Source organism: Rhodococcus sp. NPDC059969, from assembly GCF_042738325.1.
Taxonomy (GTDB): domain Bacteria; phylum Actinomycetota; class Actinomycetes; order Mycobacteriales; family Mycobacteriaceae; genus Rhodococcus_F.
Genome location: NZ_JBHWUF010000001.1, coordinates 129,338 through 142,346, shown reverse-complemented (window position 1 = coordinate 142,346; position 13,009 = coordinate 129,338). Strand labels below are relative to the sequence as shown.

Here is a 13,009-nt window from a genome sequence, read left to right as displayed (position 1 = left end):
GGTTGCGTTTTCCTTGCGGGAGAACGCAACCCGTTTCGATGGGGAGGGGAATGTATGGGTATCGGGGTTTCCAGAAGATCGGTTCTGAAAGGGTCGGTAGTCGGCACAGCGGCTGTTGCTTTGGGTGCAAAGGCAGGTGCTGCTCCGGCGGGGAGTGTGGATATCCAGTCTCCGTTGATTTTTCATTCGCCGGAGTTCGAGCCGTTCTGTGACGAACTACCGTCGTTGTCAACGCTTTCCGGAAACGAGATCACACTGACAGCGCAAGTGGGGCAACATGCCTTTCATCGGGATTTTCCCTCGTCCCCAGCACTGTCGTACCGCAGCGGAGAGATCGGTGGCGGTTATCTGGGCCCTACCGTCGAGGCGCATTCCGGCGAGCCGATCATGTTGACGTTCGAGAACGATCTGACCGGACATCCGTTGGCCGCGGACATCGATATGACGCTGCACGGAATGCAGGCAGACTTTCGCGCTAACCCGCCGACGTCGTTGCACTTGCACGGGGGAGTCACTTCACCTGAGAGCGACGGCCATCCGGAGCTGCTGGTGATGCCGGGACAGGCTGCGACGCATCACTTTTTGCACGGTCAGGAAGCCGCCCACCTCTGGTATCACGATCATGCGATGGGCATCACCCGGCTCAACGTCTACGCCGGTCTGATCGGCAACTATCTGGTCAGGGATGAATTCGACACCGGCGAACTGGGAAATCCGTTGGGGTTGCCGGCCGAGGAATTCGAGATCCCGTTGATCCTGCAGGAGAAGATCTTCACGCCGACAGGCGCCCAGAACGGCCGATCCACCATCTTGATCCCGGAAGGATCGTGGGAAGGCGGCGCGGTGGGCGACGTCGGCTTGGTCAACGGCAAGGTGTGGCCGGAACTGTCCGTGGCTCGGGGCCTTTACCGTTTCCGCATCGTCAATGCGTCGTCGGCAAGTGTGTGGAATCTTCACTTCTCGAACATGATGACGTTCTGGGTCATCGGCAACGACGCCGGAATGCTCGACGCACCCGTCGCGGTCAATGCCTTCCGCTGCGCACCGGGGGAGCGGCACGACCTCCTCGTCGATTTCACCGGACTGTCGGAGGGTTCGACGGTGGAGCTTCGCAACGACGAGGCGCCCCCGCTACCCGCCGCTGTCATCGGTGAAGTGACTATGCCGCTGTTCTGCCGGTTCCGCGGTGACGCCAGGCGCGGATTCACCGGTGGTGTTCCGTCGCAACTGCGCGGTGGGCGCCGGCAACGTGACGTTCTCGCCCCGTTGGAGCAGCCGACTGTAATTCGCACGGTGACGGTGAGCCAGCAACTGGAACTGCGGAATCCACCGGCTCAGATGACGTTGAACAACCTGACGTTCAGCACCACGGACGTCGAGAGGCCGCGGCAAGGCACCGTCGAGCAGTGGAACATCGTCAACACCACGCCGGACCCGCATCCGATACACCTGCACCTGGTGAATTTCCGGATTCTCGGCAGAACACCGATGCGGACGCTGGAGTACTTGATCCGCCATCCGCAGCCGGTGATCGGCAACAAGTGGACTCCGTCGCCCGACGGGTTCGAGGCGGGGCCGATGATCGCGCCGGCGCAGTGGGAAGCGGGGATGAAGGACACCGTCAGGGTGGACGGCGGCACCGTCACCCGGATCATCGTGCGATTCCCCACCGCGGATGAGCTGGGTTTCGATCCCGACGCGATGTTCGATCGTCTTCCGAGCGGTGTGATGACGGGTAGTGGGATGACGGGCGGTGGGCGCCACGATATGGCTGATTCTGGTCGACTCCAGGGATACGTGTGGCATTGCCATCTACTCGATCACGAAGATCACGACATGATGTTGCCGTATCGCATCGTGCCGTGAGTGCTTCCGGGGGCGCACCCGAAATGAACCGAAGCGGGCAGGCGTTCGGGCACCTGATCACCTCGGTCACCTAGCAGGATCGCTTCGGTCCTTCCCATGAATTTGGAACACGTTCTACAGTGAAAGGGCTGAGGTCTGTACCTCGGCCATGCGCCACCACCGAAGGTGGCGCGGACGATCTGCAGACCGGTTCGACGAATTACACGGAAGGAACACCTCACAGTGACCACAGAGGCATTCATTTATGAAGCCATCCGTACCCCGCGAGGCCGCGGCAAGAAGACCGGGTCGTTGCACTCGGTCAAGCCGATCTCGCTGGTCACGGGTCTGATCCAGGAACTGCGCGTGCGCTTTCCCGACCTCGACGAGGACCGGATCTCCGACCTCATCCTGGGCGTCGTCACCCCCGTTGGCGATCAGGGAATGGACATCGCCCGCGTTGCAGTCAACGATGCGGGACTGCCCGACACCGTCGGTGGCGTTCAGCTCAACCGTTTCTGCGCTTCCGGCCTCGAGGCCGTGAACATGGCTGCTCAGAAGGTTCGGTCCGGCTGGGACGAACTGGTGATTGCCGGTGGCGTCGAGTCGATGTCCCGCGTTCCGATGGGATCCGACGGTGGACCGTGGGCACTCGACCCCGCCACCAACTACGACAACTACTTCGTGCCGCAGGGCGTCGGCGCAGACCTCATCGCCACCATCGAGGGCTTCTCGCGTGACGACGTCGACGCATACGCCGTGCGCTCGCAGGACCTCGCCGCCAAGGCGTGGACCGGCGGATACTTCGCCAAGTCGGTAGTGCCGGTCAAGGACATCAACGGCATCACCATCCTCGACAACGACGAGCACATGCGTCCGGGCACCACGGCAGAGAACCTCGCCGGCTTGGCTCCCGCGTTCGGTGTGATCGGTGAAATCGGCGGATTCGACGCCGTTTCGCTGCAGAAGTACCACTGGGTCGAGAAGATCAACCACGTTCACCACGGCGGTAACAGCTCGGGAATCGTCGACGGCGCTGCCCTCGTGCTCGTCGGTAGCGAGCAGGCCGGCAAGGACATGGGTCTGACGCCGCGCGCTCGCGTCGTCGCCACCGCCACCAGCGGCGCCGACTCCACCATCATGCTCACCGGCCCGACGCCGGCGTCGAAGAAGGTTCTGGCAGCTGCCGGCTTGACGGTCGACGACATCGACCTCTTCGAGATCAACGAGGCATTCGCTTCCGTCGTCCTGAAGTTCCAGAAGGACCTGAACATCCCGGACGAGAAGCTCAACGTCAACGGCGGCGCTATCGCCATGGGCCACCCCCTCGGTGCAACCGGCGCGATGATCACCGGAACGATGGTCGACGAGCTCGAGCGTCGTGGCGGCAAGCGCGCCCTCATCACCCTGTGCATCGGCGGCGGTATGGGCGTTGCCACCATCATCGAGCGCGTCTGACGCGGCGTCCGTCCTTCCAACGAGGCTTACCAGGAGTCAAGCAAAGTGACTGATCAGAACATCATCAACTGGGACCAGGACGCCGACGGCATCGTCGTGCTCACCATCAACGATCCCAACCAGGGCGCAAACACCATGAACGACGCGTACATCGCGTCGATGAAGGCCACCGTCGACCGTCTGGTCGCCGAGAAGGACTCCATCACCGGTGCCGTCATCACTTCCGGCAAGAAGACCTTCTTCGCCGGTGGCGACCTCAAGAACATGATCAAGGTCGGCCCCGAGCAGGCCGAGGAGATCTACAACCACAGCGTCGAGATCAAGGCAGACCTGCGTCGTCTCGAAACTCTCGGCAAGCCGGTCGTCGCCGCCATCAACGGCGCGGCGCTCGGCGGCGGTCTCGAGATCGCTCTCGCGACCCACCACCGCATCGCGGCAGACGTCAAGGGCGTCAAGATCGGCCTGCCCGAGGTCACCCTCGGCCTGCTGCCCGGTGGCGGCGGCGTCGTGCGCACCGTGCGGATGCTCGGTCTGCAGAACGCGCTCATGGGCGTCCTGCTCCAGGGGCAGCAGCGTGGACCCGTTCAGGCCAAGGAAGTCGGCCTCATCGACGAGGTCGTCGGCTCGGTAGAAGAACTGGTTCCGGCTGCGAAGGCATGGATCAAGGCCAACCCCGAAGGCGGCGTTCAGCCGTGGGATGTCAAGGGCTACAAGATCCCTGGCGGAACTCCGTCCACTCCGGCATTCGCTGCCAACCTTCCGGCGTTCCCCGCGAACCTGCGTAAGCAGCTCAAGGGTGCTCCGATGCCGGCTCCGCGCGCCATCATGGCCGCAGCCGTCGAGGGTTCGCAGGTCGACATCGACAACGCGCTGCTCATCGAGGCTCGCTACTTCACCTCGCTGGTGACCGGCCGCGTCGCGAAGAACATGATCCAGGCGTTCTTCTTCGACCTGCAGTCGATCAACGGCGGCGGTTCACGTCCGGCAGGCATCGAGAAGTCCACCATCAAGAAGGTCGGCGTCCTCGGCGCAGGCATGATGGGCGCGGGCATCGCGTACGTCTCCGCGAAGGCCGGCTTCGACGTCGTCCTCAAGGACGTCAGCATCGAGGCTGCCAACAAGGGCAAGGCGTACGCCGAAGGCATTGAGGCCAAGGCGCTCTCGCGCGGCAAGACCACGCAGGAGAAGTCCGACGCACTCCTTGCCAAGATCACCCCGACGGCTGACCCGGCAGATTTCGCCGGCGTCGACTTCGTCATCGAAGCAGTCTTCGAGAGCCAGGAACTCAAGCACAAGGTGTTCCAGGAGATCGAGGACATCGTCGATCCCAAGGCACTGCTGGGCTCGAACACCTCGACGCTGCCCATCACGGGTCTCGCCACCGGCGTGAAGCGTCAGGAAGACTTCATCGGCATCCACTTCTTCTCGCCCGTCGACAAGATGCCGCTGGTGGAGATCATCCGCGGTGAGAAGACCTCCGACGAGACTCTGGCTCGCGTGTTCGACTACGTCCAGGCAATCCGCAAGACGCCGATCGTGGTCAACGACTCGCGTGGCTTCTTCACCTCACGTGTCATCGGAACCTTCATCAACGAGGCCATCGGCATGCTCGCCGAGGGCGTCGAGCCCGCCACCATCGAGCAGGCAGGTATGCAGGCCGGTTACCCGGCTGCGCCGCTTCAGCTTTCGGACGAGCTCAACCTCACCCTCATGCAGAAGATCCGCAAGGAATCTGCCGAGGCAGCCAAGGCCGAAGGCAAGGAACTGCCGGCAGATCCGGCCGGCGAGGTCATCAACACCCTCGTCGAGAAGTTCGACCGTAAGGGCAAGCTCGGTGGAGCAGGCTTCTACGACTACGCAGAGGGCAAGCGCACCGGCCTGTGGTCCGGACTCCGCGAGAACTTCAACTCCGGAACCTCCGACGCCCCGATCCAGGACCTCATCGACCGCATGCTGTTCATCGAGGCGATCGAGACGCAGAAGTGCTTCGACGAGAACGTCCTGATCACCACGGCGGACGCCAACATCGGCTCCATCATGGGCATCGGATTCCCGGCCTGGACCGGTGGCGTTCACCAGTTCATCGTCGGCTACGAGGGCGGCACTGCCGGCTTCGTCGCTCGCGCAAAGGAACTCGCTGCGCAGTACGGCCCGCGGTTCACCCCGCCGGCGTCGCTAGGGGCATAGCCCCCGTGCGCGGTTAGGGAGTCTCAGCACTTCCTAACCGCGCACAGCTTTATCCACAGGTTGGTTTTTTCGGCGAAATCCTTCTGTATGTATTTGCAGGCTCGTCGTATGCCTTCACATACAGAAATCGATGCATTGCAGGTTATCGTCGATGCTCAGCACGGACTGGTCAGTCACGCCCAACTTCACGCCATCGGATTTCCGCGCTCTCGCGTGAAACAACGAGTTGAGGTCGGACGCTGGCAAACTGTTCTTCGCGGCGTCTACTCCGTCACCACGGGCCCATTGACCAGGTATGCCGCACTCGAAGCGGCGCTCCTGTACGGCGGCGGGTCGTCGATGCTCAGCCATCACACCGCCGCTGAGGAATGGTCGATGCGTCGGCCGGACAGCACTGCACCAGTACACATCACCGTTCCGTACGGGAAGTCCGCGATCTCTCAGGCTGCCACTTTCGTTCGTGGCCTCGGCGCCGACCGACATCCGTCACCAATGATCGGCTCTGTCCTCCATCCCGGCGTTGTGGTCCACCGTTCGAGGGCTCATCGTCACATCGGTGTCGACGCGCAGATGCCGCGCACCGGCAAGGCTGATACAGCTCTCGATCTGGCCGTCGCAGAACCGACTGCGCGCGAGGCCTATGTCAGCCTCATCACCACAGTCACCAACGGACGCATCCGTTTGACGGACATCCGCCGACGCGTGGAGGAGCGCTCACCCCGTCGATATCGGAAGGCCCTCGACAGTGCGGTGAAGCTCTTGGCAGATGGGGTGCAGTCATCGCTCGAATACCACTATGCGGTCGACGTGGAGCAGGCGCACGGGTTGCCGCCGGCCAGACGCCAATCACCGGTGCGCGTCGACGGCCGCACGTTGTACGAGGATTGCGACTACAGCGAATTCGGTGTGCCGCTGATCGTGCGTCTCGACGGTCGGTGGGCGCATTCCATGGCGGAGGTGGCATTCCGTGATCGCCGTCGTGACAATGCGGCAGAGCTGGCAGGTCGTCCGCGGTTGGTCTACGGATTCGACGAGGTGGTGAAGACCCCGTGCCAGGTTGCGCACGAGGTAGAGACGGTCTTGCGGCGGGGAGGTTGGGTGAGGACGGGGGATAGCCCCTGCGGGGCCTGTGAGTGGTTAAGGAGTGCGGAGACTCCTTAACCACTCACAGGGGCTTTGCCCCTAGGCCTTCCACCACGGGCGAAGCGGCACATGCGCCTCACCCTTGGGGCCGAGTTTGACGGCCAGAACCTGGTGCAGCTGAACGACATTGCGCTCGAATCCGAGCCGTGAGCCCGCCATGTACAGGCCCCAGACGCGTGCGGTTCCTTCGCCGACCTCGGCGACGCAGGCGTCCCAGTTGTCGACGAGGTTCTGGCACCATCCGGCGAGCGTCAGTGCGTAGTGCTCGCGAAGGTTCTCTTCGTGACGCACCTCGAGGCCGACGTTCTGGATCTCGGAGATGATGCGACCCGATCCGGTGAGCTCCCCGTCGGGGAAGACGTACCGGTCGATGAATCCGCCTGCCTTGGCGCCGCTTCGGTTGTCCGGACGGGTGATGCAGTGGTTGAGCAGACGCCCACCCTCGCGCAACTTGCCCTTGAGGAACTCGAAGTACGCCGGGTAGTTTCCGACGCCGATGTGTTCGGTCAGACCGATCGAGGACACTGCGTCGAACCCGGTCTCCGCGACGTCGCGGTAGTCGGAGAAACGGACCTGCGCGAGGTCGGCAAGCCCCTCGTCTTCGATGGCCTTCTGTGCCCAATCTGCCTGTTCGCGTGAGAGAGTCACGCCGATCACCTTGACGCCGCGTCGTGCTGCGTAGCGAACCATCGAGCCCCAGCCGCAGCCGATGTCGAGAAGTCGATCACCCTTCTGAAGTCCGAGCTTCTCGAACACCAGGCGGTACTTGTTCTCCTGGGCTTCTTCGAGGGTCTGCTCCGCATTGTCGTAGGCGGCGCAGGTGTACGTCATGGATGGACCGAGGACGTACTCGTAGAAGGTGTTGGAGACGTCGTAGTGATGGTGGATGACCTCGGCGTCACGAGTTTTGGAGTGACGCAGTCCTTCTGCGACGCGACGCCAGCGAGGGAGATGTTCCTGGGGCGGCGGGGCGATGGGCCGCAACAGATCCCAGCCCAGCGAGCGCGTGATGCTGGCGAGAGTCAGTGCTGACGGGCGCTTGAGGTGGAGTTCGTCGCCCATGATGCGCAGAATCTCGTACGGATCACCGGGGTGGACACCCTCGGCTTCGAGATCGCCGGAGACGTACGCGCGGGCCATGCCGAGGTCGCCGGGAGCCGTTGCGAGATAAGTGGTTCCGCGAGTCGACTTGAGGTGCAGTCCGTAGTCGGCATCTTCGGGGCCGGCGGTGCTGCCGTCGTACGCGGTGAATCGAAGCGGCAGCATGCCGTCGGAAAGCGTCTCGAGAATCTCTGCGATGGAGAGCTTGTCCTGGCTTTTGGAGTCTTTGAACGTGGTCATTTACGTTGCACCGCCTTAGAGAATAGATCCAATAAACGGGATTTCGGGTCGTAGCGTTCCTTGAGTCCGATGTACCGGTCGCCGCCGTAGTACAGCTCCTCGAAGTCTTCCTTCGAGTAGTAGGAGTCGGAGTAGAGCGATTTGTGTCCGTCGAAATCGCTGACCTTTTCTTCGATCAGTCGATTTGCTGCCCCCTCGCGCTCACCGGGAACTATCGGCACCGAAGACCAGAAGCCGATGTTGACGTAGGTGCGCTTGGGTTCGAGGGGGTAGAGGGGCCACGGCCGCGATGTGGCCAATTGATCCAGCCGAGAAGCTGAGGCAGCGGCCGGGCTTGGCTCACGAAGACGCAACGGGCACAACCACAGTGGTTCGATCGGAATTTCCTCGAGGAACCACGAGACGAAGTCCGCGGTTCGTTCGATGGGTACCTCGACGTCCTGGACGACGCGTTCGCGCGGGGGCTTGCCCTTGCGCTTTTCGAGGCGATCTCCGATGTCGTACTTGTGGTCGAGGGCAATCAGCTTCCAGTAGAAGCTGCTGCGCAGGTACTGCTTGGGCCAGAAGCGCCGGATCTTCGGGTTCTGTGCACCGAAAGCCCGTGAGCACCAGAACCAGTCGGTGTCCCAGCGCCACAAGTAGTCCCGAATGGTCAAGCGGTCCGTCTTGGGCTGTGTGAGTGACGGATGCTGGATCGACCGGTAGAAGATGTCCTGGTCGGTGTAGTCGCTGACCGGGCCTTCCTCGTCGGTTTGCACGCCGAGTGTGAGGTAGCTCTCGGAATCGGTGAAGACCACCCCGTCGAGGTAGTCGACGGCGATCCCGTCGTACTCGCGCTCGGTGACGATGCGATCCATCGTTTCTTCGAGCTTCTTCAGTGAATCGAAGCGCACATGACGCAACGCGACGTACTTCTCGACCGGTTCGAGTGCGATCTTCAATCGCGTCGAATAGCCAAGGGTGCCGTAGGAATTGGGGAAACCGAAGAACAGCTCGGCGTGTTCACCGTCCGGCGTTGCGGTGATGATCTCGCCGCTTCCGGTCAGTACGTCGATTTCGAGTACCGACTCGTGCGGTAAGCCGTTGCGGAAGGAGGTGGACTCGATGCCCAGGCCGGTCACCGCACCGCCCAGGGTGATGGTCTTGAGCTGAGGCACGACCAATGGCGCCAACCCGTAGGGCAGCGTCGCGTCGACGAGGTCTTCGTAGGTGCACATGCCGGCGACGTCGGCGGTGCGCGCCTGCGCATCGACGGCGATGACACCGGCCAGACCGCTGACGTCGAGGCCGGGGGCCGACGTCTTGGCGCGAGCGCGGAACAGATTGGATGTCTTCTTTGCCAGGCGTACAGAAGCATCGGCGGGAATGGCGCGGTATGACGCGAGTAGGCGTTCGACGCCTTCTCTGTGCTGCTCGAACCCCATTTCACGCGCAGCATCGGAACCCGGGCCTTGCTTTGTCCGGATTCGATCGAACTTCTGAACTACCCCATTGAACGAGAGAGTCACACCCTGACGCTATCGGTAGTTGCGCGTGCAAGCTATCTGGAGGGGTCTTAATGCCCGAATTTGATCGAGTTGTTGCAAACGAACTCGATAAATGCGCCAACAGGTGAACCAGCTCACAGGACAGGGCAGATTGTCGAGATACCGGGGCGGGACAGGCAATATGGAAAGGAATGTCTGCGCAGTTCGAGGTGCGGATTCGAGAGTCATTCGCGGTATCGAGCCGCGTTGGTCGAACAAGGAGACGTAGGGCATATGGGTCAGGTCAATGCAATGAGTTCGATAGTCGTCACAGCAGCACTCGACAAGGTGCTCGCGGCGCTCTCGGACTACGAGACGGTTCGCCCGCGAATCCTGTCCGAGCAGTACCTCGACTACAAGGTCGTCGAAGGCGGCCAGGGTGACGGAACCGTCGCGCAGTGGACGCTCAAGGCGACGGAAAAGCGTTCGCGCAACGTCAAGGCCACAGTGACGGTCGACGGCAACGTCATCACCGAGAAGGACGCCAACTCCAGTCTCGTCACCACCTGGACCGTTGCCCCCAACGGCACCGGAACGACGGTTACGACGCTCACCCAGTGGCAGGGTGCCACCGGAATCGGCGGCTTCTTCGAGCGCACCTTCGCTCCGAAGGGTCTGCAGCGCATCCAGGCCCAGGTCCTGGACAATCTCAAGCGCGAACTGGTCTGACTGATTCTGCATCTCGAGAGATGGCGTCGTACCTTCACCGGTGCGGCGCCATCTTTCATGCGCCGGTAATGATCCGCCCCAACTCGGCGAGTGCGGGGTTTCCGCTTTCCCAGTAATCGCTGTGAACTCCGACCCCCGGCTCTCCGGGTGATCCGTCGAATACCTGCGCGCCGAATTCCGGATCCGACGGGTCGAATCCGTGGACTCCGAGGATCTTGGGGATTAATCGGACCGGATCCCAGAAGGCCGTCGTCGAATGAACACGACGCGACATCTCGGAGGAGGCGACGCCGTCCAGGCTCAGTTCGTTCACACGCTCGGCATCGACTCCCGGGCTTGCGACAAATACCAGTTCGTCGACGTCGAGAGAAGCGCCACGGGTAGTCGCGGCACCGATGACGGTGCTGCCGTAGGAGTGCCCGATCACGACGTTGTGCGACGGCGGACCGTCATGTGAGGTGCGTAGCCCGTCCTGGAAAGTGTCCAGCCCGGGCGCCGCGGAGTCTGCGTAGCGATCCGAACCGGCGTCGGGAATGCCTGGGGGAGCGTCGTACCCGGACCACAGGATCACTGACGTGGCTTCCGTCGGTGCCGCGCTGACGGCTGCGTCGTACATGGCTCTGGTTCGTTGTAGATCTCCGCCGACGCCCGAGAGCCCGGAACCGGTTCCGGGGATCAACGTTGCGACGTTGTCGGCGGCATCGGGATTACCGACTGCCACGACGGCGTGCCCATCCGTGACCGAGAGAAGGAACGTGTCCGGTCGAAGTTCGCCGCGCACGGCCGAGTATCCGGCCGCTACCGTTCGATCCGGCAACTGCTCGAGTGCAGAGAGGTACCGCCGGTTGTAGTAGTCCCGGTCGAGAGCGGGAAGGCCGTCGCGACTTCCGATGGACGGATCCCACCTCGCCAACGCGTCTTTCTCGTTGTGCGTGAGCGATTCCCAGAGTCGGTGTAGCTCCGTTGGTGTCCCGGGGAGCGTCGACCTCCCATCGAGGATGTCGACGACAGTGTGGTTGAGGCGATCAGGCTGATTACCCAGGAGCGATCCGATCTCCCGGAATGCCTGACGTAGAGCAGTCGCGGCCCGGTTGTCTTCATAGTCCAGCGCCGACAAAGAGTCGAAGATTCGCTGCTGAAAACTCTGTGCAGCCGTAGCGTTTTCGGAAGCCTGCATGACGTCGGCCAGATTCCACGGCTGCGTCGACGCAGGCGCCGATACAGCTCCGCTGTCTGACACCGTCAAGCCGTGTTCGAGAGTCGCCTCCTCGACCAGGTCCAGAACTGTTCTTCGCGCGGTGCCGATCGTATTGGCCGCTCCGGCATACAGATCCGCGACCACGCGCACCGCAATCGAGAGCCGAGAGGAGACAAGCGAGATGCCCGACCACTGCACTGCCGCCGCGCTCGACGCTTCGCCCCGCCAGAACTCGCGGACGGCGTCGATGCTGCGACCGGCGTCGCCACTGAGAAATTCGACTTTCCGATCGTTTTCGACGAGTTCCGCAGCGCAGGTGCGTAGTTGCTCCGGTGACCACGCGCGAAGTTGAGAGATGTTGGGCCGCATCAGTAGTCTCTGCGCAGTTCGGACACCACGTCGGCCTCGATAGTGTCGTACAGACGTGCTGCGGCAGTGGTTCCGGACGCCACGAGCCCCAATTGCGTAGCCAGGTGCCGGTAGGCGTCGGCGATCACGCCGGCATGCTCCGTCGATACAGCCATGACAGCGGACGAATCCAGGCTCGTCGCGGCTTCGGAAATCGGGCCAGCGGAGTCGATCCCTGAAATCTGATCCGCAATTCGAGACAGATCAGCCGAAAGTTGCTGCAACGCAGCGATGTCTACCTGAAGTATCGGCCCCATGGCTGAACCGTAGCCAGGCGAACTGGCTGTCTGGGCCGTGCCGGCTTTCCTGTGGACAAGCGGATTTTCTCCACAGAAGCCGGATCAGGGGGTTGTCAGGAAGGCCGTGACTCCACTGGTGACGGCGGCTGCATAGTCCTGCTGACCGTCCGGGCTCGTCATGCGCGCTGCCTCGTCGGCATTTCGCATGTTGCCGAGTTCGACCAGAATCGACGGCCGCTGCGACAGATTGAGTCCCGTCAGATCGGCGCGTGGTGCCAGCCCGTCGTCACCGATGTAGGTCGACGGGGTGAGGCCGGCCGTGACGAGTGAGTCGCGCATGGTTTCCGCAAAAGCCACGGACGGGCCGGCCTGCACCGAGTTCAGCGGGGGAGCGGAGTAGCAGACGTGGAAGCCTTCGGCCCCGGCCGCTGCGCCGTCCGCATGAATACTCACCACGACGTCGGCGCCGGAGGAATTGGCGGCTTCGGCGCGTGCGTCGACGCAAGATCCGACGCTGACGTCGTCCGGTCGACTCAGGACGACTGTGGCGCCTTGGCCTTCGAGTTCGCTCTTGACCAGGCTCGCGACTTCCCAGTTGAAGGTGTGTTCGGGGAACCCGGCGTCGGTGTTGGTGCCGGTGGTCTGGCAGTTCTTGGTGCCGCCGCGGCCGGTGGGGACCTGGGTGTTGATGCTGTCGTCGTTCGCACCACTGTGCCCGGGATCGAGGAAGACGACCTTGCCGGTGAGCGCTGCGGGGATGTCGGCGGCGACAGTGCTGAGCGGAGACACCTCGACCGAAGTCGTGGCCTCGGGCGCCGTGGCGTCGGCAGTCTCGGTGGGAATCGTGCACGCGGCACTCAGCAGCCCGGCCCCGACTACGGCAATGAGGGCGGTGGAGCGGAACACACGTGATGCCATGTTTGACCCTCTTGACGGTTTTACGGTGTCTGACTGGTTCCGGCGCACCCGCTCACGGTAGCGCGCACCGACTACGC

General features: G+C 62.7%; 10 protein-coding genes. 5 read left to right on the top strand and 5 right to left on the bottom strand.

Features of this window, described 5'->3' with window-relative positions; translation table 11 throughout:
* Nucleotides 1-54: 54 nt before the first annotated feature.
* The 4 genes from ACFWAD_RS00685 (at nt 55) to ACFWAD_RS00670 (ending at nt 6,651) form a co-directional block, all read left to right on the top strand.
* Entirely contained in the window at nt 55-1,866 is a 1,812-nt protein-coding gene (locus tag ACFWAD_RS00685) for a multicopper oxidase family protein (protein WP_378540555.1), read from the top strand.
* Nucleotides 1,867-2,088: 222 nt separating this feature from the next.
* Nucleotides 2,089-3,303 (top strand): acetyl-CoA C-acetyltransferase, encoded by a 1,215-nt coding sequence (locus ACFWAD_RS00680; protein WP_007731553.1) that lies wholly within the window; start codon nt 2,089-2,091, stop codon nt 3,301-3,303.
* 45 nt (nt 3,304-3,348) lie between these two features.
* Entirely contained in the window at nt 3,349-5,490 is a 2,142-nt protein-coding gene (locus ACFWAD_RS00675) for a 3-hydroxyacyl-CoA dehydrogenase NAD-binding domain-containing protein (RefSeq protein WP_378540553.1), read from the top strand.
* 108 nt (nt 5,491-5,598) lie between these two features.
* Nucleotides 5,599-6,651 carry a hypothetical protein gene (locus ACFWAD_RS00670; RefSeq protein ID WP_378540551.1) on the top strand — a complete coding sequence of 351 codons (1,053 nt, stop codon included), beginning with the start codon at nt 5,599-5,601 and terminating at the stop codon, nt 6,649-6,651.
* Nucleotides 6,652-6,672: 21 nt separating this feature from the next.
* Here ACFWAD_RS00670 and ACFWAD_RS00665 read toward each other — a convergent pair whose 3' ends face one another.
* The gene (locus ACFWAD_RS00665; protein ID WP_230816598.1) at nt 6,673-7,974 is read right to left on the bottom strand and encodes a class I SAM-dependent methyltransferase; all 1,302 of its coding nucleotides are present in this window, start codon (nt 7,972-7,974) and stop codon (nt 6,673-6,675) included.
* Nucleotides 7,971-9,398 carry an FAD-binding protein gene (locus ACFWAD_RS00660; protein ID WP_378445774.1) on the bottom strand — a complete coding sequence of 476 codons (1,428 nt, stop codon included), beginning with the start codon at nt 9,396-9,398 and terminating at the stop codon, nt 7,971-7,973. The genes ACFWAD_RS00665 and ACFWAD_RS00660 overlap by 4 nt, the downstream gene beginning before the upstream one ends.
* Nucleotides 9,399-9,734: 336 nt before the next feature.
* Here ACFWAD_RS00660 and ACFWAD_RS00655 point away from each other — a divergent pair, with 336 nt between their 5' ends.
* Nucleotides 9,735-10,169, top strand: a complete 435-nt coding sequence (locus ACFWAD_RS00655; protein ID WP_378540549.1) for an SRPBCC family protein — start codon at nt 9,735-9,737, stop codon at nt 10,167-10,169.
* Between the two features lie 55 nt (nt 10,170-10,224).
* On the opposite strand, the gene ACFWAD_RS00650 is transcribed toward ACFWAD_RS00655, so the two are convergent.
* The 3 genes from ACFWAD_RS00650 to ACFWAD_RS00640 form a co-directional block, all read right to left on the bottom strand.
* Nucleotides 10,225-11,736, bottom strand: a complete 1,512-nt coding sequence (locus ACFWAD_RS00650; RefSeq protein ID WP_378540547.1) for an alpha/beta hydrolase — start codon at nt 11,734-11,736, stop codon at nt 10,225-10,227.
* On the bottom strand, nt 11,736-12,032 hold the full coding sequence (locus tag ACFWAD_RS00645; RefSeq protein ID WP_378540545.1) for a hypothetical protein: 297 nt from the start codon (nt 12,030-12,032) through the stop codon (nt 11,736-11,738). Before ACFWAD_RS00645 ends, ACFWAD_RS00650 begins: the two co-directional genes overlap by 1 nt.
* Nucleotides 12,033-12,116: 84 nt before the next feature.
* Nucleotides 12,117-12,932 carry an Rv3717 family N-acetylmuramoyl-L-alanine amidase gene (locus ACFWAD_RS00640; protein ID WP_378445667.1) on the bottom strand — a complete coding sequence of 272 codons (816 nt, stop codon included), beginning with the start codon at nt 12,930-12,932 and terminating at the stop codon, nt 12,117-12,119.
* Between the last annotated feature and the right edge of the window lie 77 nt (nt 12,933-13,009).